The organism is Streptomyces acidicola (assembly GCF_009377235.1).
GTDB classification, from domain to species: domain Bacteria; phylum Actinomycetota; class Actinomycetes; order Streptomycetales; family Streptomycetaceae; genus Streptomyces; species Streptomyces acidicola.
The window spans coordinates 1-22,211 of the sequence record NZ_VMNX01000054.1 but is presented as its reverse complement, the minus strand read 5'-3'; the positions used below and the strand labels follow the sequence as shown (position 1 = coordinate 22,211).

Annotated in this window: 19 protein-coding genes and 1 pseudogene; 12 read left to right on the top strand and 8 right to left on the bottom strand. The window is 69.4% G+C overall.

All coding sequences use genetic code 11. From position 1 onward, the window contains the following. Nucleotides 1–113: 113 nt before the first annotated feature. The 9 genes and pseudogenes from gcvH to FPZ41_RS16805 all read left to right on the top strand — a co-directional run bounded on the left by gcvH (nucleotide 114) and on the right by FPZ41_RS16805 (nucleotide 8,001). Nucleotides 114–491 (top strand): glycine cleavage system protein GcvH, encoded by a 378-nt coding sequence (gene gcvH, locus FPZ41_RS16840; protein WP_131559929.1) that lies wholly within the window; start codon nucleotides 114–116, stop codon nucleotides 489–491. A 15-nt stretch (nucleotides 492–506) separates the two neighbouring features. Beyond that, nucleotides 507–1,772, top strand: a complete 1,266-nt coding sequence (glyA, locus tag FPZ41_RS16835) for a serine hydroxymethyltransferase (RefSeq protein ID WP_152863445.1) — start codon at nucleotides 507–509, stop codon at nucleotides 1,770–1,772. A gap of 113 nt (nucleotides 1,773–1,885) precedes the next feature. After that, nucleotides 1,886–3,268: an L-serine ammonia-lyase gene (locus FPZ41_RS16830; protein ID WP_322620327.1), complete on the top strand. Its 1,383-nt coding sequence runs from the start codon at nucleotides 1,886–1,888 to the stop codon at nucleotides 3,266–3,268. A gap of 351 nt (nucleotides 3,269–3,619) precedes the next feature. Continuing rightward, the gene (locus FPZ41_RS16825) at nucleotides 3,620–3,892 is read left to right on the top strand and encodes a hypothetical protein (protein ID WP_152863443.1); all 273 of its coding nucleotides are present in this window, start codon (nucleotides 3,620–3,622) and stop codon (nucleotides 3,890–3,892) included. After that, nucleotides 3,889–4,281, top strand: a complete 393-nt coding sequence (locus tag FPZ41_RS16820; protein WP_322620326.1) for a type II toxin-antitoxin system VapC family toxin — start codon at nucleotides 3,889–3,891, stop codon at nucleotides 4,279–4,281. The genes FPZ41_RS16825 and FPZ41_RS16820 overlap by 4 nt, the downstream gene beginning before the upstream one ends. A gap of 752 nt (nucleotides 4,282–5,033) precedes the next feature. Further along, a pseudogene (locus FPZ41_RS16815) lies at nucleotides 5,034–5,915 on the top strand (lysozyme); the annotation flags it as partial. Between the two features lie 36 nt (nucleotides 5,916–5,951). Then, a complete protein-coding gene (locus tag FPZ41_RS48310; RefSeq protein WP_322620334.1) occupies nucleotides 5,952–6,335 on the top strand; it encodes a peptidoglycan-binding domain-containing protein in 384 nt (127 codons plus the stop codon). A 36-nt stretch (nucleotides 6,336–6,371) separates the two neighbouring features. After that, the gene (locus tag FPZ41_RS16810; protein WP_152863439.1) at nucleotides 6,372–7,151 is read left to right on the top strand and encodes a D-Ala-D-Ala carboxypeptidase family metallohydrolase; all 780 of its coding nucleotides are present in this window, start codon (nucleotides 6,372–6,374) and stop codon (nucleotides 7,149–7,151) included. 409 nt (nucleotides 7,152–7,560) lie between these two features. Continuing rightward, a complete protein-coding gene (locus FPZ41_RS16805; RefSeq protein ID WP_152863437.1) occupies nucleotides 7,561–8,001 on the top strand; it encodes a PAS domain S-box protein in 441 nt (146 codons plus the stop codon). 175 nt (nucleotides 8,002–8,176) lie between these two features. Here FPZ41_RS16805 and frc read toward each other — a convergent pair whose 3' ends face one another. Both frc and oxc read right to left on the bottom strand, forming a co-directional pair. Next, the gene (gene frc / locus FPZ41_RS16800; RefSeq protein ID WP_152863435.1) at nucleotides 8,177–9,433 is read right to left on the bottom strand and encodes a formyl-CoA transferase; all 1,257 of its coding nucleotides are present in this window, start codon (nucleotides 9,431–9,433) and stop codon (nucleotides 8,177–8,179) included. Nucleotides 9,434–9,494: 61 nt separating this feature from the next. Further along, nucleotides 9,495–11,246 (bottom strand): oxalyl-CoA decarboxylase, encoded by a 1,752-nt coding sequence (gene oxc / locus FPZ41_RS16795; RefSeq protein ID WP_152863433.1) that lies wholly within the window; start codon nucleotides 11,244–11,246, stop codon nucleotides 9,495–9,497. Nucleotides 11,247–11,512: 266 nt separating this feature from the next. On the opposite strand from oxc, the gene FPZ41_RS16790 reads away from it, so the two are divergent. Next, complete coding sequence (locus FPZ41_RS16790; protein ID WP_152863431.1) at nucleotides 11,513–13,099, top strand: FadD7 family fatty acid--CoA ligase; 1,587 nt, start codon at nucleotides 11,513–11,515, stop codon at nucleotides 13,097–13,099. A 9-nt stretch (nucleotides 13,100–13,108) separates the two neighbouring features. On the opposite strand, the gene FPZ41_RS16785 is transcribed toward FPZ41_RS16790, so the two are convergent. The 5 genes from FPZ41_RS16785 to FPZ41_RS16765 all read right to left on the bottom strand — a co-directional run bounded on the left by FPZ41_RS16785 (nucleotide 13,109) and on the right by FPZ41_RS16765 (nucleotide 19,439). After that, nucleotides 13,109–14,041, bottom strand: a complete 933-nt coding sequence (locus tag FPZ41_RS16785) for a LysR family transcriptional regulator (protein WP_152863429.1) — start codon at nucleotides 14,039–14,041, stop codon at nucleotides 13,109–13,111. Between the two features lie 281 nt (nucleotides 14,042–14,322). Then, a complete protein-coding gene (locus tag FPZ41_RS16780; RefSeq protein WP_228022778.1) occupies nucleotides 14,323–14,535 on the bottom strand; it encodes a formate dehydrogenase subunit delta in 213 nt (70 codons plus the stop codon). 1 nt (nucleotide 14,536) lies between these two features. After that, the gene (fdhF, locus tag FPZ41_RS16775) at nucleotides 14,537–17,353 is read right to left on the bottom strand and encodes a formate dehydrogenase subunit alpha (RefSeq protein ID WP_152863426.1); all 2,817 of its coding nucleotides are present in this window, start codon (nucleotides 17,351–17,353) and stop codon (nucleotides 14,537–14,539) included. After that, on the bottom strand, nucleotides 17,350–18,963 hold the full coding sequence (locus FPZ41_RS16770) for a formate dehydrogenase beta subunit (protein WP_152863424.1): 1,614 nt from the start codon (nucleotides 18,961–18,963) through the stop codon (nucleotides 17,350–17,352). Before FPZ41_RS16770 ends, fdhF begins: the two co-directional genes overlap by 4 nt. Further along, a complete protein-coding gene (locus FPZ41_RS16765; protein WP_152863422.1) occupies nucleotides 18,960–19,439 on the bottom strand; it encodes an NAD(P)H-dependent oxidoreductase subunit E in 480 nt (159 codons plus the stop codon). Before FPZ41_RS16765 ends, FPZ41_RS16770 begins: the two co-directional genes overlap by 4 nt. A 320-nt stretch (nucleotides 19,440–19,759) precedes the next feature. Here FPZ41_RS16765 and FPZ41_RS16760 point away from each other — a divergent pair, with 320 nt between their 5' ends. After that, nucleotides 19,760–20,449 (top strand): GntR family transcriptional regulator, encoded by a 690-nt coding sequence (locus FPZ41_RS16760; protein WP_152863420.1) that lies wholly within the window; start codon nucleotides 19,760–19,762, stop codon nucleotides 20,447–20,449. Between the two features lie 22 nt (nucleotides 20,450–20,471). Here FPZ41_RS16760 and FPZ41_RS16755 read toward each other — a convergent pair whose 3' ends face one another. After that, the gene (locus FPZ41_RS16755) at nucleotides 20,472–21,272 is read right to left on the bottom strand and encodes an acyl-CoA dehydrogenase family protein (protein WP_322620325.1); all 801 of its coding nucleotides are present in this window, start codon (nucleotides 21,270–21,272) and stop codon (nucleotides 20,472–20,474) included. Between the two features lie 214 nt (nucleotides 21,273–21,486). Here FPZ41_RS16755 and FPZ41_RS16750 point away from each other — a divergent pair, with 214 nt between their 5' ends. Continuing rightward, on the top strand, nucleotides 21,487–22,179 hold the full coding sequence (locus tag FPZ41_RS16750; protein ID WP_152863418.1) for a GntR family transcriptional regulator: 693 nt from the start codon (nucleotides 21,487–21,489) through the stop codon (nucleotides 22,177–22,179). The last annotated feature ends 32 nt before the right edge of the window (nucleotides 22,180–22,211 follow it).

Genomic DNA, 22,211 nt, shown 5'->3' with positions numbered 1-22,211 from the left:
GCGTCGCGCGCCATCGCCCCGGGCGTGGCCCCGCGCACACTTCCGCTGTTCACCTACGTTTCCCGTAGTACCCCATTCATCACCGCTCCCCCGCGTACAGGAGAATTCAGGCCATGAGCAACCCCCAGCAGCTGCGCTACAGCAAGGAGCACGAGTGGCTGTCGGCCGCCGAGGACGGCGTCGCGACGGTCGGCATCACGGAGCACGCGGCCAACGCGCTCGGCGATGTCGTCTTCGTCCAGCTTCCCGACGTGGGCTCCGCGGTCGCCGCGGGCGAGACCTGCGGAGAGCTGGAGTCGACCAAGTCCGTGAGCGACCTGTACGCCCCGGTCACCGGTGAGGTCACCGAGATCAACGAGGACGTGGTCAACGACCCGTCGCTGGTCAACTCCGCCCCGTTCGAGGGCGGCTGGCTGTTCAAGGTACGTCTCGCGGAGGAGCCGGCCGACCTGCTCTCCGCCGACGAGTACACCGCTTTTTCCGCCGGCTGAGGAGTCCTGCGCCTGATGTCCGTTCTGAACACACCCCTGCACGAGCTCGACCCGGAGGTCGCCGCCGCGGTCGACGCCGAGCTCGACCGCCAGCAGTCCACCCTGGAGATGATCGCCTCCGAGAACTTCGCTCCGCTCGCGGTCATGGAGGCGCAGGGCTCGGTCCTGACCAACAAGTACGCCGAGGGCTACCCCGGCCGCCGCTACTACGGCGGCTGCGAGCACGTCGACGTCGCCGAGCAGATCGCGATCGACCGGGTCAAGGAGCTGTTCGGCGCCGAGTACGCCAACGTGCAGCCGCACTCGGGCGCCTCCGCGAACCAGGCCGCGCTGTTCGCGCTGGCCCAGCCCGGCGACACCATCCTCGGCCTGGACCTGGCCCACGGCGGCCACCTGACCCACGGGATGCGGCTGAACTTCTCCGGCAAGCAGTTCGACGTGGTCGCCTACCACGTCGACTCCGCGACCGGCCTGGTCGACATGGCCGAGCTGGAGAGGCTCGCCAAGGAGCACCGGCCGAAGGTGATCATCGCGGGCTGGTCGGCGTACCCGCGGCAGCTGGACTTCGCCGAGTTCCGGCGGATCGCCGACGAGGTCGAGGCCCACCTGTGGGTCGACATGGCGCACTTCGCGGGTCTCGTCGCGGCCGGTCTGCACCCGAACCCCGTTCCGTACGCGGACGTCGTCACGTCCACCACCCACAAGACGCTGGGCGGCCCGCGCGGCGGCATCATCCTCGCCCGCAAGGACTTCGCCAAGAAGCTCAACTCGTCCGTCTTCCCGGGATTCCAGGGCGGTCCCCTGGAGCACGTGATCGCGGCCAAGGCGGTCTCCTTCAAGGTCGCGGCGAGCGAGGACTTCAAGGAGCGCCAGCGCCGCACGGTCGAGGGCGCCAGGATCCTCGCCGAGCGCCTGACCGCCGCCGACGCCCGCGAGGCCGGCGTCGACGTCCTGTCCGGCGGCACGGACGTCCATCTGGTCCTGGTCGACCTGCGCGCGTCCGAGCTGGACGGGCGGCAGGCCGAGGACCGCCTCCACGAGGTCGGCATCACCGTCAACCGCAACGCCGTTCCGAACGACCCGCGCCCCCCGATGGTCACCTCGGGCCTGCGGATCGGCACGCCGGCCCTCGCCACCCGAGGCTTCACCGCCGAGGACTTCGCCGAGGTGGCGGACGTCATCGCGGAGGCGCTCAAGCCGTCCTGCGACACCGAGGCGCTCAAGGCCCGGGTCAAGGCCCTGGCGGACAAGCACCCGCTGTACCCGGGTCTGAACAAGTAGGTCCTTTTCCAGTAGTTCTTTTCCAGCAGTTCTTTTCCGTGGGGTGTCGCGCGCTCGCAGGTGAGCGGGACACCCCACGGGCCCCCTGCACCACCCGTATTGAGGAGTCACCCGTGGCCATCTCGGTCTTCGACCTGTTCTCGATCGGCATCGGCCCGTCCAGCTCCCACACGGTCGGCCCGATGCGCGCGGCACGCATGTTCGCCCGCCGGCTGAGCAACGAGGAACTGCTCGGCGCGGTCTGCTCGGTCCGCTGCGAGCTGTACGGCTCCCTGGGCGCGACCGGCCACGGCCACGGCACGCCCAAGGCCGTGCTGCTGGGCCTGGAGGGCGCCTCGCCGCGCTCGGTGGATGTGGAGACGGCGGACGAACGGGTGGAGCAGATCAAGGAGGTGGGGCGGCTGCGTCTCCTCGGCGAGCACGACGTCCGGTTCTCGTTCGACGACGACCTGGTCCTGCACCGCCGCAAGGCACTCCCGTACCACGCGAACGGCATGACCCTGTGGGCGTACGACGCGTCGGGCGCCGAGCTGCTGACGAAGACGTACTACTCGGTGGGCGGCGGCTTCGTGGTCGACGAGGACGCGGTGGGCGCGGACCGCATCAAGCTCGACGACACGCCCCTCAAGTACCCCTTCCGCACGGGCGACGAGCTGCTGCGCCTGACCAAGGAGACGGGCCTGTCCATCTCGTCCCTGATGCTGGAGAACGAGCGGGCCTGGCGCACGGAGGAGGAGATCCGGGCCGGGCTGCTGGAGATCTGGCGGGTGATGCAGGCGTGCGTGGCGCGCGGCATGTCCCGTGAGGGCATCCTGCCGGGCGGTCTGCGGGTGCGCCGCCGCGCGGCGGTCTCGGCACGCCAGCTCCGCGCCGAGGGCGACCCGTCGGCCCGCTCCATGGAGTGGATCACGCTGTACGCGATGGCCGTGAACGAGGAGAACGCTGCGGGCGGGCGTGTGGTGACGGCCCCGACGAACGGTGCGGCCGGCATCATCCCCGCGGTCCTGCACTACTACGTCAACTTCGTGGCGGGTGCGTCCTCCGAGGGCGAGCGGGAGGACGGCGTCGTCCGCTTCCTGCTGGCCGCCGGCGCCATCGGCATGCTCTTCAAGGAGAACGCCTCCATCTCCGGCGCGGAGGTGGGCTGCCAGGGCGAGGTGGGTTCGGCCTGCTCGATGGCGGCGGGCGCCCTGGCGGAGGTCCTGGGCGGCACCCCCGAACAGGTCGAGAACGCCGCCGAGATCGGCATGGAGCACAACCTCGGCCTGACCTGCGACCCGGTGGGCGGCCTGGTCCAGATCCCCTGCATCGAGCGCAACGGCATGGCCGCGGTGAAGGCCGTCACGGCGGCCCGTATGGCGATGCGCGGCGACGGCTCGCACAAGGTGTCCCTGGACAAGGTCATCAAGACGATGAAGGACACCGGCGCGGACATGAGCGTGAAGTACAAGGAGACGGCCCGGGGCGGGCTGGCGGTGAACATCATCGAGTGCTGAGGGGATGGGGTCTGACCTGCGCGTTCGTATGTTTCAGCGCCGTGAGGGCCTTCCCTGTCCACGCGGCCGAAAGTCCCCGGAACCTCCCTGGGACAGACGTGAAAGTCCCTGAAAGTTCTCGCACGAAGTGGTCTCTGGCCTGGGAGTTTGTGGCACCTGCCCAACAACGGATACCACTGGGGGCACAAGCCCGGCGGCTCAACGGAGACATCGCCTTCGACATTTGCGGTAGCGCGCGCATCCGATGCGGACGAGTGTGAGGAACAGCGCACGGTGCGTCGCGTACGCCGCCTCAGCCGAGCAGCAGAATCACCCTCACCTAAGTAACAAGACTTTTGTTAAAGTAGCGGCATGGCCACCCCTCCCAGTCCCGGCGAAGGCCCCGTCCGTCCGGTCTCCGTCTCGCTCCACGAAGGCACCATCGCAGCCCTCAAGGCGCGGACCGGTAAACGAGGCATGTCCGCCTACGTCGAATCCCTCATCCAGCGCCAACTGGAACGGGACCGGCTGAGCGAACTCATCAAGGACGCAGAAGCCGACCATGGCCCCGTGGACCCGACGGCGGTCGAGGCCAAGCGAGCCATCCTGCGCGGTGACACGGCCGGTTCGGCGAACGCCGCGTGAGCGGCACTCTCGTCCTGGACTGCGAGGGCCTGTCCAAACTCGTACGACGCACGCCTGAGCTCACCGAGTGGCTAGCAGCAGCCGAAGCCGAGGACATCCGCGTCGTCACCAGCTCCGTCATCCTCGTCGAAGCCCGCGACCCCAGGACCAACCAGGCGCGCTTCGACTACGCCGTTTCCCGCGTGAACATCATCCCGCCCACCGAAGCCATCGCCCGCCACGCGAGCAAGCTCCTCGCCACGGCCGGACTGCATGGTCACAAGTACGCTCTCGACGCGATCGTGGCTGCCACTGCTCTGGTCTCGCCCGCCCCGGTGACCGTCCTGACCTCGGATCCCGAGGACCTCCAGATCCTGTGCGGCACCGACGTCCAAGTGATCAAGATCTGAGCCACGAGGAGCGACACCAGGTTTCGAGTCGCTCTCGGAACATGGCACCGGCGGCGCCTTCAGCAGCTGGCAGCGCGACCACGCGGCCGGACGGCCGCCCAACTCCACCGCGATCGACCGCAGCCAGCCCGTCAGTCAGACGCTGGAGCACCGGTGCCGCTCCATCGGACTCCTGACTTGCACGGCGAACGTCCGACGCGAACAGCTCCTGCGGTCGCGAAGAACCGCCGCACCCGGAGCAGAACGAGACCCTGCACGAGCTCAACGGCAGCTCGTCCAGGGTGCGTTGGTACATGTTGTGTATGCGTCTGGCACGCTTCCGGCAGTCCGGGCAGCGGCCCGGACGAGCATTGGATGCCGCCTCCACCCGCCAGGGCGTCGGAGAAGTCGTTGACGCGCTCCACTGGCACATCGATCCCGGGAACACATCCTCGTGTTCGTGTCTTTCAGCGCTGTCGGGGCCTCCCCCGTTCACGCGCTGGAGAGTCCCTGGAGACCCGCTGGGATTCAACTTCCCGCAACGCGGGAGATGTTGCGGGCATGTCAATGCGTCCCTAAAGTTTACGCGCGTCAACCCATGTTGTACGCGGAGGAGTTGCCGGCAGGCCCGCGCCTGCCGACCGCTCCACCGCGACCGGCTCTCACCCACGGCTCGCTGTTCCAACCCCCCACCGCCGACCGCCGATCACCGCACCACGGCGGCCCCGGTTTACGCGCGTAGCAGCATCCCTCCACACACCTCTGGGAGCACCATGCCTGCAGCCACCCTCTCGCGGTTCAGAACCGGTGACACCCGTACCGGATCCGGCCGGACGCTCGCATGGACGGCCGGGCTGCTGTCCGCCGTCCTGACCCTGCTGCTCGTGCCCGGCGCCGGCACGGCGACGGCCGACGACGGCCGCGGGGTCCCGGTGCGCATGACGCACCCGGAGCAGGACCACGCCGGAGCGGGACTCCAGCGCCTGCGCGCGGGATCATCGTCGGCAACCGCGGCGCCGCTCGCCATCAGCACGGGCCCGGCCGGCCTCGACGTCAGCAGCCACCAGGGCAACGTCGACTGGACGTCCGTCAAGAACAAGGGCGCCGCCTTCGCCTACGTCAAGGCGACCGAAGGCACCACGTACAAGAACCCGAACTACTCCCAGCAGTACAACGGCGCCTACAACGTCGGGCTGATCCGCGGCGCCTACCACTTCGCGCTGCCCAGCAATTCGAGCGGTACCACGCAGGCCGACTACTTCGTCAACAACGGCGGCGGCTGGACCGGCGACGGCAAGACGCTGCCGCCCGCCCTGGACATCGAGTACAACCCCTACGGCGCCACCTGCTACGGGATGAGCCAGAGCGCGATGGTCTCCTGGATCCGGGAGTTCAGTAACCGGGTGCAGGCCAGGACCGGGCGCTACCCGACGATCTACACCACCACGGACTGGTGGAGCGCCTGCACCGGCAACAACAGCAGCTTCGGGGCCACCAACCCGCTGTGGATCGCCCGTTACGCCAGCAGCCCCGGCACGCTGCCCGCCGGCTGGTCGGCCCAGACGATCTGGCAGTACTCCGACTCCGGAACCTTCCCCGGCGACCAGAACACCTTCAACGGCACCCTCGCCGACCTCCAGGCCTTCGCCAAGGGAAGCTACAACCCTCCGCCGACCAGCAGTTGGCCCACCGTGCAGCAGGGAGCGAGCGGTGAGCGGGTCAAGACCCTCCAGTACCTGCTCAAGGCGCACGGTTCCACGCTGACGGTGGACGGCGCGTTCGGGCCCGGGACCGACTCCGCGGTGCGTTCGTTCCAGTCCGCGAACGGCCTCGCCGTGGACGGCATCGTCGGACCCGCCACCTGGCAGGCCCTCATCGTGACCGTACGACAGGGATCGTCGGGAGCCGCGGTCCAAGCGGTGCAGAGCCAGCTCAACTCGCGCGGTTACTCGTTGGCGGTGGACGGCGCGTTCGGGCCCGGCACCGACTCCGCGGTGCGCTCGTTCCAGTCCGCGCGCCGCCTCACCGTGGACGGCATCGTCGGTTCCAACACCTGGCAGGCCCTGGTCGCCTGACGTTCGGCGCGTCATTCCCCAGAAGAGGAGACTTTCATGATTCCGGCACGACACTCGGGTTCCGGTATCGACCGCCGCGGCCTGTTCCGGGGAGCGGCGGGGGTCACGGCCGCGCTCGGCCTGGCGGCGACCGTCAACCTCACCACGGCGGGCAGGGCCTCGGCCTACAGCTGGACCCGCACCCTTCAGCAGGGTGTCTCCGGCGCCGACGTGGTGGAACTGCAGATCCGGGTCGGCGGCTGGGCCGCGTCGAGCGCCCAGCAGACCTACGTCGCCTGGGACGGCGCCTTCGGCCCGGGCACGGCCGCCGCCGTCAAGCGCTTCCAGTCCGCCTACGGCCTGGCCGCGGACGGCGTCGTCGGCCCGGCGACCCAGAGCGTGCTCAACAGCCTGGAGAGCGGCGACGGTTCGACCGCGCACTTCGAGTGGAGCGAGTTCCACTCCAAGGACGGCGCCGGTTTCGGCGGCGGCAAGGTCGGGTCCGCGACGGTCAAGGAGAACGTGCGCCGGACGATGTACAAGCTGGAAGCCCTGCGCAAGAAGGCCGGGAACAGCGCGATCACGGTCAACTCCGGCTTCCGCAGCGTCTCCCACAACGCCTCGGTGGGCGGCGCGTCCAACAGCATGCACGTCTACGGCGTCGCCGCGGACATCGTGGTGTCAGGACACAGCACGCTCCAGGTGTACCGGATCGCCGAGACCTGCGGCTTCTCCGGGCTTGAGGCGTACACCAACTCCTGGCAGCACGTCGACAGCCGCGTCCAGTACCCCTCGTACGGCTCCGGCTCGTGGTGGTGGGAGAGCGGCGTGGTGTGACCCGCCCGCCCCCGCACACACCGGGCCCGTCCGCGCCGTCCTGGCACGGACGGGCCCGGTGTGTGCGGGGGCCACGAAAGCATGCGGGAGCCGCAGGACCCGGGGATCGCGTCCCACCGGGTGGTGTTCGCCGGCCGAGTTGATGCGGTTCAGGCGGGGGAAGCCGAGGGCCGTCTCCGGTCGGCCTGGCGGCCAACAGTGCACCGCGTGACGGGACGCGCGCCCCGAACCGACCTCCTCCGCCACGGTCCTACCAGTCGAAGACCACGCGCTGGTCGGTCAGTCGGGCCGTCCTCCGATTCACGTGACAACGCCTGACTGACGGGCCATCACCTCGTGCGCAATCAGGGTAACCCAGTACTGCATTCTGTATACTGTTCACCACCAATGGCCCCGGCTCGGAGGCGACATGGAAGATCTGGATCCCGAGGTGGTGCTGGGAATGGCCGCCCAGGCGCCCGACGGCATAATGATCATCGACGGCGAGGGACTGATCCGCTATTGGAACCGGGGTGCGGAGCGCATCTTCGGGCTCGCGGCGGCTGACGTGGCCGGTCGCAGTCTGGACGTCATCATCCCCGAAAAGCACAGGAAGCGTCACTGGGACGGCTTTCGGGAGGCCATGGACCGAGGGAGTACCAAGTACGGAGAAGCGGACCTCTTGGCCGTTCCCGCGCTGGCCGCGGACGGCAGGAAGCTGTCCATCGAGTTCAGCGTGGTTCTGCTGCCCGCTCCCGACGGCGGCGCCTACGTCGGAGCGGTGGTCCGGGATGTCACCGCGCGACGGGCGAAGGAGCGGGAGATGATGCGGCGGCAGGCCGAAACCGCAGCAGACCGTACAACGGTCTGAGACGCCCTCCACGCCGGAAGCGGTCGCGGTCTTCGGGCCCCGACCGCTTCCGGCATACAGCGGCACGTCAAGGACGCGACAGAGAGGTAACAGGGGAAGTGGCCGGCGTCCCTGACACCCCTCACATGCCGTGCCCCGCGTACGAGGACCGTACGCGGGGCGCGGGGCCGTCGGGTCAGGCGACGACCTTGCCCTCGTGCAGCTTGCGGATGCCATCCGCGTCGTAGCCGAGGTCCGCGAGCACCTCGTCGGTGTGCTCGCCGAGCAGCGGCGCACCCTGGATGTCGGGCTCCCAGCTGGAGAACTTGATCGGGCTGCCCACGGTCAGGTAGGTGCCGCGCTCCTTCTGCTCAACCTCGACGATCGTGCCGCTCGCGCGCATGTCGGGGTCCTCGGCGAGCTCCTTCATGCTGAGCACGGGGGCGCAGGGCACCTCCCACTCGCGCAGGATGTCGACCGCCTCGTACTTGGTCTTGTCGGCCAGCCACTTCTCGATCTCGTCGAAGATCTCCATGATGCGCGGCTGGCGGGCCCGGGCGGTGGTGTAGTCCGGGTCGTCCTTCCACTCGGGGTGGCCGATGGCCTCGCAGGTGCGGGCCCAGTTCTGCTCCTGGACCGTGAAGTAGATGTAGGCGTTGGGGTCGGTCTCCCAGCCCTTGCACTTCAGGATCCAGCCCGGCTGGCCGCCGCCGCCGGCGTTGCCGCCGCGGGGCACCGCGTCGCCGAACTCGCCATGCGGGTACTGCGGGTACTCCTCCAGGTAGCCGACCTTGTCCAGGCGCTGCTGGTCACGGAGCTTGACGCGGGTCAGGTTGAGGCAGGCGTCCTGCATGGACACCGAGACCTTCTGGCCCACACCGGTCTCATTGCGCTGGATGATCGCCGTAAGGAGGCCGATCATCAGATGCATACCGGTGTTGCTGTCACCGAGGGCCGAGCCGCTGATGGTGGGCGGGCCGTCCCAGAAGCCGGTCGTCGACGCCGCGCCGCCGGCGGCCTGGGCGACGTTCTCGTAGACCTTGAGGTCGTTCCACTTGGAGTGGTCGTTGAAGCCCTTGACGGACCCGAAGATCAGACGTGGGTTCAGCTCGTGAATGTAGTCCCACCCGAGCCCCATGCGGTCCATGGCGCCCGGCGCGAAGTTCTCGACCAGGAGGTCCGACTCGCGGATCAGCCTCTCCATGACCTCCTTGCCCTCGGGGGTCTTGGTGTTGATGGCCAGCGAGCGCTTGTTGCTGTTCAGCATGGTGAAGTAGAGGGCGTCGAGGTCCTCGATGTCCCGCAGCTGACGGCGTGTCACGTCGCCGCCGTCGATGCGCTCGACCTTGATGACGTCGGCGCCGAACCAGGCGAGCATCTGGGTGCACGCGGGACCGGCCTGGACCCCGGTGAAGTCGATCACCTTGATTCCGGCCAGCGGCTTTTCACTCATGTTGGCTTCCTTTTCGTGAATGATCGTGTGCGAGGCGGCAGTTCGGGGGGCGTGGAGGCGCTCACTTCTTCGCCGGCGTGATGTTGCCGACGGTGATGCCCTTGGGGTTGAGGTGCGAGATGTGGCCGCTCTCGGTACCGGCCGAGGGGTCGATCACGCAGTCGATGAGCGCCGGGCCGCCCGAGGCCAGTGCCTCGGTGAGGGCCGCGGTGACCTCGGCGGGCGTGGTGGCGCGGTATCCCTTGCCGCCGAACGCCTCGATCAGCAGGTCATGGCGGGCCGCCGACATGAGGGTTGTGGGAGAGGGGGCGTCGTCGTACGGGTTGACGTCGTCGCCGCGGTAGACACCGCCGTTGTTCATGATCACCGTGACGACGGGCAGCTTGTAGCGGCAGATCGTCTCGATCTCGATGCCGCTGAACCCGAACGCGCTGTCGCCTTCGATGGCCACGACCGGAGCGCCGCTCTCGACGGCGGCGGCGATCGCGTAGCCCATGCCGATGCCCATGACGCCCCACGTACCGCTGTCGAGGCGGTGGCGCGGCACATGCATGTCGATCACGTTGCGCGCGATGTCCAAAGCGTTGGCGCCCTCGTTGACGATGTACGTCTCGGGGTGCTCGTGCACGACGTCGCGTACGGCCTTCAGGGCGCCCATGAACTGCATGGGGTGCGGGTCGGCCTCAAGGCGCTTCGCCATCTTGGCGACGTTCTGCGCCGAGCGAGCCGTCAGCTCGTCCCGCCAGGCCGCGGGGGTCGCGATCTGGCCGGGCTTGGTCCGCTCGGCGAGCACGTCGAGCACCGACTCGATGTCCCCGACGAGCGGGGCGGCGATGGGCTGGTTGCTGTCCATCTCCTTGGGCTCGATGTCCACCTGGATGAACTTGGCGTCGGAGTTCCACTGCGGTGCCTCGCCGTGGCCCAGGAGCCAGTTGAGGCGGGCGCCGACGAGCATCACGACGTCGGCCTTCTTCAGCGCCAGAGAACGGGCGGTGGCCGCCGACTGCGGGTGGTCGTCGGGCAGCAGGCCTTTCGCCATCGACATCGGTACGTACGGGATACCGGTGGACTCGATGAACGCGCGGATCTTCGCGTCCGCCTGGGCGTACGCGGCGCCCTTGCCGAGCACCACCAACGGCCGCTCGGCGCCCGCCAGGAGCTCGATCGCCCGGTCCACCGCCTCGGGTGCGGGCAGCTGGCGCGGGGCGGGGTCGACAAGACGGCTCAGCGTCCTGGCGCCCGCCTCCTTGTCCATGATGGCGCCGAGCACCGCGGCGGGGATGTCGAGGTAGACCCCGCCGGGGCGCCCGGAGATCGCGGTGCGCAGCGCACGGGCGATGCCCCGGCCGATGTCCTCCACACGGCTCACCCGGTACGCGGCCTTGACGAACGGCTGCGCGGCGGTGAGCTGGTCCATCTCCTCGTAGTCGCCCTGCTTGAGGTCGACGAGGTGACGCTCGCTGGAGCCGGAGATCTGGACCATCGGGAAGCAGTTCGTGGTCGCGTTCGCCAGCGCGACAAGTCCGTTGAGGAAGCCCGGTGCCGACACCGTCAGCGCCACGCCCGGCTTCTTGTTGAGGTAGCCGGCGATGGCCGCCGCGTGTCCGGCGTTGCTCTCGTGTCGGAAGCCGACGTAGCGGATGCCCTGTGCCTGGGCGAGGCGGGCCAGGTCGGTGATCGGGATGCCGACCACCCCGTAGATGGTGTCGACGTCGTTCATCTTGAGCGCGTCGACGACCAGGTGGTACCCGTCGGTGAGCTCGGTCGGAACGTCGGCTGCTGCCGCGGTCTCCATTGGCGAGGGGTCGGTCATGGTCCGAGGTCCTCCTTGGGCAGGTCCTGCCGGAGCGGCTACTCCTCTCACCATCCGCAGCACGCGCCCCCACGTCCAAGACCCATCGACGACCAGCTGATAAACAACATCTATCGACCGCGGCGGAGGCCCCGGACCTGGCCCTGCAACTCCCTTGATAGACGCCTGCTATTGGTCGTTCGGTAGTGCGTATTGGACGCGAACCCGGGACCGTCGCAGGCTCGCAGAGGACTGCTTCATCAGACTCGGTACGGGGAGGCGGAGTCATGGCCGTTCCGGCCGCAGCATCCGTGCGCGACGCGGACCAGTACCGGCCCCCGGGAATCACAGGCCTCATCGACCTCCTCGACCGGCCGGTGCGCGATCGTCCCCGCGCCGGTGCCCTCGTCGTCACCGGGGAGCGGATACACCTGTCCTACCGCGCCCTCGCCACCCTGGTCGACGACGTGGCCGCCCGGCTCGGCTCCACGGGGTTGCGCCCCGGCGACGCGGTGGGTCTCGTCTGCGCCAACACCGCTGAGTTCGTCATCGCCCTGCTGAGCGCGGCGCGAGCCGGCCTCGTGGTCGCTCCGATCGACCCGGCGCTGCCCGAGCCTCAGCTGTCCGCCCGGCTCGAAGCGTTGGGCGCGCAGGCGGTCCTGGTCGGGCCCGGTGCGTCCGGCGCCCCGCCGGTCCCGCACCTCCGTGTTCCGGCCTGGCCGCTGCGCGTGCACGCCTCCCCGGCCGGGACGGCGACAGCGACACTCGATACCGACGTGCGTGCGGTACGGGACGCCCGGGGCGCGGCACAGGAGCTGTCGAGCCACGACGCCCTCGTCATGTTCACGGCGGGAACCACCGACCGGGCCAAGATGGTTCCGCTGACCCATGCCAATGTGGCCGCCTCCGTGCAGGGCATCTGCGCCGCCTACGAGCTGGGTCCCGGCGACGCGACCGTCGCGGTGATGCCCTTCTTCCACAGCCACGGGCTGTTGGCAGCGCTGCTGGCGTCCCTGGCCAGCGGGGGATGCGTGCTGTTGCCCGAACAGGGGCGGTTCTCGGCGCGCACGTTCTGGGACGACATGCGGGCTGCGGCCGCCACCTGGTTCACGGCGTCCCCGGCCATCCACGAGATCCTCCTGCACCGGTCGGCCACCGAGTACCCGGGCCCGCAGGCCCCGCCCCTGAAGTTCGTACGCAGCTGCAGTGCCCCCCTCAACCCGGCCACGCAACGGGCGCTGGAGCGCACGCTCGGTGCACCGCTGCTCTCGGCGTACGGGATGACCGAGGCCACGCACCAGGCGACCAGCGAACCGCTGCCGCAGCAGGAGGCCCTGAAGCAAGGGTCAGTGGGCCGGCCGACCGGGGTGGACCTGCGGGTCGTCGACCAGAACGGGCGCCCGTGCCCGGTCGGCACCGAGGGCGAGGTGTGGGTGCACGGTCCCACCATCGCACGCGGCTATGTCGGCAACCCGGCCGAGACGGCGCACAGCTTTGCCGACGGCTGGTTCCGCACCGGTGACCTCGGCTCACTGGACAAGGACGGGTACCTGACCCTCACCGGGCGTCTCAAGAACCTCATCAACCGCGGCGGCGAGAAGATCTCGCCCGAGCACGTCGAGGACATCCTCGCCGGCTGTCCCGGAGTCGCCGAAGCGGCCGTGTTCGCCATCCCCGACGCGACGTACGGTCAACGGGTCGGCGCCGCCGTGGTCGTGAGCGACGGCATCGGGTCCGAGGAGATCCTGGAGTACGCCCGTGACCGGCTTGCCCCCTTCGAAGTGCCCGACCGGCTCGTACTCGTCACCGCTCTGCCGCACACCGCCAAGGGAGGGCTGGACCGGCCGGCGGTCGCGGCCCGGTATGTGCCGTGACGGCCCGTCTCACCGCACGCGATGCTCGGTCGTCAGCGGCTGGTCGAAGAAGTCGTCCAGCGACAGGCCCGTTGCCGCGTTCACGAACGCCCGGGCGGCGATCGAACCGGGAGTCGCCGCGTGGATCGCCACCGAGACCCCGGCCCTGGCGTCCGGGTCGACCAGGCGCACGGCTCTGGTCCTGCCGATGACCGGCATCGCTCGCAACCACGAGTGCGGCACGATGCTCGCCCACTCGCCGCCGCCGACGTGCGCGTAGAGGGACGCGATCGAGTCCGTCTCCACCTGCGGGGTCACGACGACCCCCTTCTCCGCGAACACGCTGTCGATGAGCTCCCGGATCCGGTGGTCGGGCGTCAGCAGCGCGAGCGGCAGTTGGGCCGCCTCCGTCCAGGTCATGGTGCTGGTCTGGGGCATCAGCTGGTCGCCCGAGACCAGCAGCATGTATCGCTCCTCGTAGAGCGGCATCACCTGGAGGTTCTCCCGGTCGCCAGGGGCGAAGTGGGCGATCGCGGCATCCAGTTCGAACTCGCGCAGCTGACGGAGGAGTTCCTTCGTGGACAGCCGGGAGCGGACCTGCACCTTGGCCAAGGGGTGCTCGGAGCAGAACGCGGCCACGGGAAGCGCCAGGGTCGTCGATGCCGTGGGTTCCGTTCCCAGTCGCAGCGTCCCCGTGATGCCCGACTGCATGGCGGCCACCTCGGCCTTGAACGCGTCCTGCTCGGCGAGAATCCTCTTGGCCCACACGACGAGCCGTTCGCCCTCCGGGGTGAGGCCCTGGTAGTTGTGCCCGCGGTTGATCAACGTGACGTTCAGCTCCCGCTCCAGCTTGGCGATCGCCGCCGAGAGCGCGGGCTGGGACACATAGCAGGATTCCGCCGCCCTGGCGAAGTGCCGTTCCCTCGCCACCGCCACGAAGTACTCCAGCTGCCGGAACAGCATGAACGACTCCTCTCTCTTCCCGGGGCCGGGCCGGCAGTGCAGACGGTCGAGCCGGATGCCGTGTGATCAGCCAGAGCCTATCGAGCACGGCAAGCCGGGCACTTGCCGGCCGGAGAGGAGGTCGGAGAGCAAGGCAGTACCTCCGGACAGGGCGGCGGCGATGGAGGGTGCCCCCGCACGAGCTCGGGTTCGCGCGGGGAAGACCCGGCAGGCGCCGCTTGCGGCACAGGCCCCGGGACCGCTGCGCGTGGTGCACGTCGCGCAGCGGTCGGGTACGCGGGTCAGCGCAGGAGCTTCACGGCTGCGACCACCAAGGGGTCCAGCCCGTCCGCTCCGGCGTCGACGAACTCGTACAGCCTGGCACGCATCCGCGGGTCCCAGAATCTGCCGATGTGTCCCGCGACCGCCTCGGCGGCCTGCTCCCCCGGCAGATGTCCGAGGTTCGCGGCGATGTCGTTCGCCATCCTGCGTTCCGGTGGCACGGTGGCTGTCATCTCAGTCCACCACCGTGACCAGATCGTTCTCGGCGCGTTCCGTGTCGTCGTGCCTGAGCGGACGCGCGAGCGCGACCTGCACGGCGGTCACCTTGTACTCCGGGCAGTTGGTCGCCCAGTCGGAGTTCTCCGTGGTCACCACGTTGGCCCCGGTCACGGGGTGATGGAAGGTGGTGTACACGACGCCGGTCGGCATCCGGTCGGAGATCTCCGCACGGAGCGTCGTCTGCCCGACTCGGCTGGCCAGGGTGACCATGTCACCGTCGGTGATGCCGCGGACTTCGGCGTCGTGGGGGTGCAGTTCCAGTATGTCCTCGGGGTGCCAGGCGACGTTGCCGGTACGGCGGGTCTGCGCGCCGACGTTGTACTGGCTGAGGATCCGCCCCGTGGTCAGGACCAGCGGGAAGCGCCGGGTGCTGCGCTCGTTGGTCGGTACGTAGGAGGTGACCACGAACTTGCCCTTGCCGCGGACGAACTCGTCCACGTGCATGATCGGTGTTCCCTCCGGAGCCGACTCGTTGCACGGCCACTGGACGCTGCCGAGCTTGTCCAGCACCTCGAAGGACACACCCGTGAAGGTCGGTGTGACCGAGGCGATCTCGTCCATGATCTGGCTCGGGTGGTCGTACGACATCGGGTACCCCATGGCGGTGGCGATCTCGCTCACGATCTGCCACTCGTGCTTGCCCGTCTTCGGCTTCATCACCGCGCGCACCCGGTTGATCCGGCGTTCGGCGTTGGTGAAGGTGCCGTCCTTCTCCAGGAACGACGCCCCGGGCAGGAAGACATGCGCGAACTTGGCCGTCTCGTTGAGGAACAGGTCCTGTACGACCACCAGTTCCATGGCTTCGAGCGCGGCGGTGACGTGCCGCAGGTTCGGGTCGGACTGGGCGATGTCCTCGCCGTGGACGAAGAGTCCGCGGAAGGTCCCGTCGATCGCCGCGTCGAACATGTTCGGGATGCGCAGTCCGGGCTCGGCGAGGAGGGTGCCGCCCCAGAGGTTCTCGAACACAGTGCGCACCGCGTCGTCGGAGACATGCCGGTAGCCGGGCAGTTCGTGCGGGAACGAGCCCATGTCGCACGAGCCCTGCACGTTGTTCTGACCGCGCAGCGGGTTCACGCCGACGCCGTCACGGCCGATGTTGCCGCACGCCATCGCGAGGTTGGCCATCCCCATGACCATGGTCGAGCCCTGGCTGTGCTCGGTGACGCCGAGACCGTAGTAGATGGCCCCGTTCGGGGCGGTCGCGTACAGCCGTGCGGCGGCCCGCAGTTCCTCGGCCGGCACGCCGGTGATCGGTTCGGCCGCCTCCGGGCTGTTCTCCGGGCGGGCGATGAACTCCGCCCACTCGTCGAACCCCTCGCACCGCTGGTCCACGAAGGTCCGGTCGACCAGTCCCTCGGTGACCACCACGTGCGCCATGGCGTTGACCACGGCGACGTTGGTGCTCGGCCTGAGCTGGAGGTGGTGCTGGGCCTCGATGTGCGGGGAGCGCACCAGGTCGATACGGCGCGGGTCGACGACGATGAGCTGGGCGCCCTCGCGCAGCCGGCGCTTCATCCGGGAGGCGAAGACCGGGTGCCCGTCCGTGGGGTTCGCTCCGATCACCACGATCACATCGGCCTGCGCCACCGAGCGGAAGTCCTGGGTGCCGGCCGACTCGCCGAAGGTCTGCTTGAGCCCGTAGCCCGTCGGGGAGTGGCAGACCCGCGCGCAGGTGTCCACGTTGTTGTTGCCGAAGGCCGCGCGCACCATCTTCTGTACGACGTAGACCTCTTCGTTGGTGCACCTCGACGAGGTGATGGCGCCGACCGCACTCGATCCGTACCGGTCCTGGATCTCGCGCATCCGCCGGGCGACCGTGCCGATCGCCTCGTCCCACTCGACCTCGCGCCACGGATCGGTGATCCTGTCCCGCACCATGGGCTTGAGCACGCGGTCGGGGTGGGTGGCGTAGCCGAAGGCGAACCGGCCCTTCACGCAGGAGTGGCCCTCGTTCGCCCCGCCGTCCTTGTGGGGCACCATGCGCACCAGCTCGTCGCCGCGCAGCTCCGCCTTGAAGGAGCAGCCGACACCGCAGTACGCGCAGGTGGTGACCACCGACCGGGTCGGCATCCCGAGCTCGACGACCGAACGCTCCTGCAGCGTCGACGTCGGGCAGGCCTGCACGCAGGCCCCGCAGGAGACGCACTCGGAATCCATGAAGGTCTCGCCGGCGCCCGGCGAGACCTTGGACTCAAAGCCACGCCCCTCGATGGTGAGCGCGAACGTGCCCTGCACCTCACCGCAGGCCCGCACGCAGCGGGAGCAGGCGATGCACTTGGACGGGTCGAAGTCGAAATAGGGGTTGGACGTGTCCTTCTCGGCGTCGAGATGGTTCTCGCCCTCGTAGCCGTAGCGGACCTGCCTGAGCCCCACCACGCCGGCCATGTCCTGCAGTTCGCAGTCGCCGTTGGCCGGGCAGGTGAGGCAGTCCAGCGGATGGTCGGAGATGTAGAGCTCCATGACGCCCTGGCGGAGCTTCTCCACCTTCGGCGTCTGCGTGCTCACCTTCATCCCGTCGGCGCACGGTGTGGTGCAGGACGCCGGGGTGCCGCGCCGGCCGTCGATCTCCACCACGCACAGCCGGCAGGAGCCGAACGCCTCCAGGCTGTCGGTGGCGCACAGTTTGGGTATGTCGACGCCGGCCTGCGCGGCGGCGCGCATCACCGAGGTGCCCTCCGGGACGGTCACCGGCAGGCCGTCCACCTCCACCGACACCGTCGCCGGGCCGGGCCTTTCCGGGGTTCCGAAGTCGGGTTCCTTGAGGAGTGTCATGCCGTGCCCTCCGTCCTCACGCCAGTCGCTTGTACGGGTTGGATCTCCAGGAGTCGACGGCCGCCGAGGAAGTCGTCGGGGAAGTGCGTCAGGGCGCTGCGTACGGGCATCGGCGTCAGCCCGCCCATCGCGCACAGCGAGCCGTCGGTCATCAGGTCGCACAGATCGTCCAGCAGGGCCAGGTTCTCGTCCCGGTGCTGCCCGGCCACGATCTTGTCGATCACCTCGACGCCCCGTACCGCACCGACCCGGCACGGGGTGCACTTGCCGCAGGACTCCTCGGCGCAGAACTCCATGGCGAAGCGTGCCTGGGCGGCCATGTCGACGGTGTCGTCGAACACCACGATGCCGCCGTGGCCGACCAGCGCGCCGGCCGCCGCGAACGCTTCGTAGTCCATCGGCAGGTCGAACATCGACGTCGGCAGATAGGCGCCGAGCGGACCGCCGACCTGCACCGTACGCACCGGGCGCCCGGAGAAGGTTCCGCCGCCGTAGTCCTCGACGAGTTCGCGCAGGGTGATGCCGAAGGCGGTCTCCACGATGCCGCCGTGGGCGATGTTGCCACCGAGCTGGAAGACCTGGGTGCCCCGGGAGCGTTCGACGCCGAGTTCCTGGTACGCCTTCGCGCCCTCGGCGAGGACGACGGGGACGGTGGCCAGCGTGAGGACGTTGTTCACCACGGTCGGTTTACCGAACAGGCCCTCGATCGCCGGGATCGGCGGCTTCGCGCGGACCATGCCCCGCTTGCCCTCCAGGCTCTCCAGCATGGAGGTCTCCTCGCCGCAGATGTACGCGCCCGCTCCGACGCGTACATGCAGGTCGAAGTCCAGCGCGGAACCGAGGATGCCCTTGCCGAGCCAGCCGTGCTCGCGCGCGATCGCGATCGCCGAGCGCATCGTGGCCACCGCGTCGGGGTATTCGGAGCGGATGTACAGGTAGCCCTCACTCGCGCCGACCGCGTGTGCGGCGATGGTCATGCCCTCGATGAGCATGAACGGGTCGCCCTCCATGACCATGCGGTCGGCGAAGGTCCCGCTGTCGCCCTCGTCGGCGTTGCAGCAGACGAACTTCAGCTCGTCGGCGCAGTCGAGCACGGTCTTCCACTTGATGCCGGCCGGGAATCCGGCGCCGCCGCGGCCACGCAGCCCGGATGCGGTGACCTCCGCGACCACGTCCGCGGGGGCGAGCTCCAGGGCGGCGCGCAGCCCGGCGAGGCCGCCGTGCGCCACGTAGTCCTCCGTCGACAGGGGGTCGGTCACCCCGACTCTGGCGAAGGTGACGCGGTTCTGGCGTGCCAGCCAGGGCAGTTCGTCCACGATGCCGAGCCGCAGCGGATGGTCCGCCCCGTCGAGCAGGCCGGCGGCCAGGAGCCCGTCCACGTCCGAGGGGGCCACGGGCCCGTAGCCGACGCGGCCCTGCGAGGTCACCACCTCGACCATCGGCTCCAGCCACAGCATGCCGCGCGATCCGTTGCGTACGACGTCGATGGCGAAGTCCCCGCGATCGGCGGCACGTTGCAGGGCGCCCGCGACCTCGTCCGCGCCGACGGACCTGGCCGCCGAGTCGCGGGGGACGTAGACCGTCGCCGCGGAGTGCGAAGAGTTGTTCATGAAGAGACCGTCCCGTTGAGGATCGAGCCCAGCTGGGCGGGGCCCACTCGTCCGTACAGCCGACCGTTCGCCTCCACCGATGGCCCGAGTGCGCAGTTGCCGAGACAGAAGACCTGCTCGACGGTCACCGAACCGTCCGCTGTCGTCTCCCCCAGAGTCAGTCCGGCCTCGCGGGCATAGCCCACCAGCCTGTCGGCACCCAGGGCCTGGCATGCCTCGGCGCGGCAGATGCGCACCGTGGTGCGGCCCGCGGGCTCGCGGCGGAAGTCGTGGTAGAAGGTCACCACTCCGTGGACGTCCGCCCGGGAGAGGTTGAGTTCGTCGGCGAGCACCGGAATCGCCTCTTGCGGCACGTGGCCCAACTCGGCCTGAACGGCGTGCAGTACGGGCAGCAGCGCACCACGCTGGCCCCGGTGACCGGCCACCACCTTCCGGACCACGCTCTCGACCGTCACGTCACTCCCGCTGGTCGTCATGATCGCTCCGCCTTCCGTCACACGGGTCCCCGGCGAGGATGCAGGAGACTCAGACGATACCCCATACAGGCTTCTGTATACAGAAGCCCAGCAAAGATTGTGGCCCGACCCCGGTCACGAGGGCGCCGGAAGCCGCACGACCGCGGGCCCCCACCGACCAGGGCTCCGACGGAGCTCCCACCAGGGCTGCACCACCCACGGCTCACACCATCTTGCATACCAAAACCTGTATGCTGAAGCTGCCGTCGGCAACCTTTTCGACGGCCACCACTTGGCAAAGCCGTCGCCCCCCGCGGGCCTGTCGTCAGAACGGGGCAACCATGCGCGAGGCACTCACGGCCGCGGCGTCCCGGCGCGTCTCCCGCCCGGCACCGCTGCGCCAGGCCGTGTACGACGCCCTGACCGAACTGATCGTCAGTGGCTCCCTCAAGCCCGGCCAGCACCTCGTCGAGGCCGAACTCGCCGAACACCTCGGTGTCAGCCGCCAGCCGGTCCGTGAGGCCCTGCAGCGGATGCAGAGCGCCGGGTGGGTCGACCTGCGCCCCGCTCAGGGTGCCTTCGTCCACTCCCCCACGGAGGAAGAGGCCGCCCAACTCCTCGGGGTCCGCTCGGTACTGGAAACCTATTCGGCCCAGCTCGCGGCCCTGCACGCGAAGCCCCAGGACATCGAACGGCTCTGGGAGTTGCAGCAGGAGGGCATTGACGCCCTCGCCGAGGGCGACGTCGAACGCCTGGTCACGGCCAACAGCGCCCTGCACGCCTTCATCACCGCCGTGGCAGACAATGCCGTACTGGCCGAACTGATCTCACAGGTCGGCCAGAAGGTGCGCTGGTACTACACGCCCATCGCCAAACCCCGTGGCAAGGCGGCCTGGAACGAGCACGCGCTGCTCATCAAGGCCATCGCCAAGGGCGACGCGGACCGCGCCGGCGAGGTCATGCGCAAGCACACCGAGCGCACGACCGACTTCTACCGCAGGCAGATCGCCGCCGGGGCGAGCGAGGACTGACCGAACGCGCCGCCCGGAGGGGTCAGGACGACGCGAGGGAGTCGGCGGGGCGGCGAGCGGAGCTGAGGAAGACGTCGACGGCCGGGGGGCAAAAGGTCTCGGCGCCGGCGGCGGCCCGCAGTTCGAGCAGCCAGGGCAGGACGGTACGCAGCACGATGTCGAGCCCGCCGCCGTCCGCGCCGAGTATCGCGTCGGCGGGAACGAGAACCGGGTCGGCGAACACCGTGGACGTGGCGCTGCCGTGCGGCCCCGCACCGCCGGGCCGGGCCGGAACGAACAGGTCCGGGGCGTACGCCGGCACCGCCCAGAGACTCAGGCCGTCCCGCGCGGCGAGCGGCCGGGAGGACCAGATGTAGCTGTCGGCTTCTCCGGCCGCGACCACCTGCTGTTTACGGGCGCGCAGGGCGACCACGCCGCCGGAGCGGGTGGCAGTGGAGCGCGGCGTGCGGAGTTGGGCCTCCACCCCCTGGTCCCCGGCGCCGTCCTCCGACAGAGCAAGGCTCCCGAGGTGACGTCCGGCGGCGACCTCGCCGCGCACCCAGGGGCCGCCGTACGCCTCGATGACGGCGACCGCCGTGTAGTGGGACTGGAGCACGGCTGCCGTGGCCGGGCAGACGCGCGCGGTCCGCGCCACCACCTCGACGGCTTCCGCCAGACCCTTTCCACCGCCGCCGAACTCAGTGGAGACGGTGAGTCCCAGCAGCCCGGCACGGCCGAGGGCCGTCACGGCACGGCGGGGGAATCTGCCCTCCAGGGCGGTCTCTTCGGCGGAGGGCGCGATGACGCTGTTCAGGACCTCTGCGAGAGCGGTGCGGTACGGCACAGGGTGACCCCCTCGGGGCGGTTTCTGGTCCGCTGCCAGGCAGCGAGGGATGATTGCATACAGTATTCTCCATCCCGTTCCAGGCACCAGAGGTGGGGTCGAGCAATTTCCGCAACTTCGCAACACATCCGCACCAGGACTGGCTATTGCATACTAAACTCAGTATCCCAGGACCGATTGGTTTGGCGTCAGCCGTCGAACGAGGGAGAGGGCCATGCCTGAGACACCCACCGCGACAGTCCGCGGCCCTATCAGACGGCCCGCCCCGCTACGCCAGGCCGTCTACGAGGCCCTCACCGAAATGATCATCAACGGCTCCCTCAAGCCCGGCCAGCACCTCGTCGAGGCCGAACTCGCCGAAAGCCTCGGTGTCAGCCGCCAGCCGATACGCGAGGCCCTGCAGCGGCTGCAGACCGCCGGCTGGGTCGACCTGCGCCCCGCCCAGGGAGCCTTCGTCCACTCCCCCACCACGGAGGAATGCGCCCAACTCCTCAGCGTCCGGGCCCTCCTCGAAACCCACTCCGCACACGGCGCCGCCCAGCACGCCACTCCCCACGACGTCGCCCGGCTGTGGGAACTGCAGCAGACCGGCCTCACCGCCCTCGCGGCCGGCGACGCCCGGGCCATCGTGGAAGCCAACGCCGCCCTCCACACCCACATCACCCATCTCTCCCGCAACGCGGTCCTCGCCGAACTCATACCTCAGGTCGACCGGCGCGTGCGCTGGTACTACATGCCCATCGCCAAACCCCGCGGCAAGGACGCCTGGAGCGAGCACGCCCGGATCATCGAGGCCATCGCCGACCGCGATGCCGACCGCGCCGAGGAGCTCATGCGCCGGCACACGCAGAACACCACGGACTTCTACTGCAAGCAGATCGCCGCTGTCGCAGTCCACAGCGCCTGACGGCAGGGCCGGGACGGGGGCGGGGGCGGGAC

Excerpts from the sequence above, each read along its gene's own strand:
- gcvH (WP_131559929.1), top strand. The coding sequence starts at position 114 with ATGAGCAACCCCCAGCAGCTGCGCTACAGCAAGGAGCACGAGTGGCTG.
- glyA (WP_152863445.1), top strand. The coding sequence starts at position 507 with ATGTCCGTTCTGAACACACCCCTGCACGAGCTCGACCCGGAGGTCGCC.
- FPZ41_RS16825 (WP_152863443.1), top strand. The coding sequence starts at position 3,620 with ATGGCCACCCCTCCCAGTCCCGGCGAAGGCCCCGTCCGTCCGGTCTCC.
- FPZ41_RS16810 (WP_152863439.1), top strand. The coding sequence starts at position 6,372 with ATGATTCCGGCACGACACTCGGGTTCCGGTATCGACCGCCGCGGCCTG.
- FPZ41_RS16805 (WP_152863437.1), top strand. The coding sequence starts at position 7,561 with ATGGAAGATCTGGATCCCGAGGTGGTGCTGGGAATGGCCGCCCAGGCG.
- frc (WP_152863435.1), bottom strand. The coding sequence starts at position 9,433 with ATGAGTGAAAAGCCGCTGGCCGGAATCAAGGTGATCGACTTCACCGGG.
- oxc (WP_152863433.1), bottom strand. The coding sequence starts at position 11,246 with ATGACCGACCCCTCGCCAATGGAGACCGCGGCAGCAGCCGACGTTCCG.
- FPZ41_RS16790 (WP_152863431.1), top strand. The coding sequence starts at position 11,513 with ATGGCCGTTCCGGCCGCAGCATCCGTGCGCGACGCGGACCAGTACCGG.
- FPZ41_RS16785 (WP_152863429.1), bottom strand. The coding sequence starts at position 14,041 with ATGCTGTTCCGGCAGCTGGAGTACTTCGTGGCGGTGGCGAGGGAACGG.
- FPZ41_RS16780 (WP_228022778.1), bottom strand. The coding sequence starts at position 14,535 with ATGACAGCCACCGTGCCACCGGAACGCAGGATGGCGAACGACATCGCC.
- fdhF (WP_152863426.1), bottom strand. The coding sequence starts at position 17,353 with ATGACACTCCTCAAGGAACCCGACTTCGGAACCCCGGAAAGGCCCGGC.
- FPZ41_RS16770 (WP_152863424.1), bottom strand. The coding sequence starts at position 18,963 with ATGAACAACTCTTCGCACTCCGCGGCGACGGTCTACGTCCCCCGCGAC.
- FPZ41_RS16765 (WP_152863422.1), bottom strand. The coding sequence starts at position 19,439 with ATGACGACCAGCGGGAGTGACGTGACGGTCGAGAGCGTGGTCCGGAAG.
- FPZ41_RS16760 (WP_152863420.1), top strand. The coding sequence starts at position 19,760 with ATGCGCGAGGCACTCACGGCCGCGGCGTCCCGGCGCGTCTCCCGCCCG.
- FPZ41_RS16750 (WP_152863418.1), top strand. The coding sequence starts at position 21,487 with ATGCCTGAGACACCCACCGCGACAGTCCGCGGCCCTATCAGACGGCCC.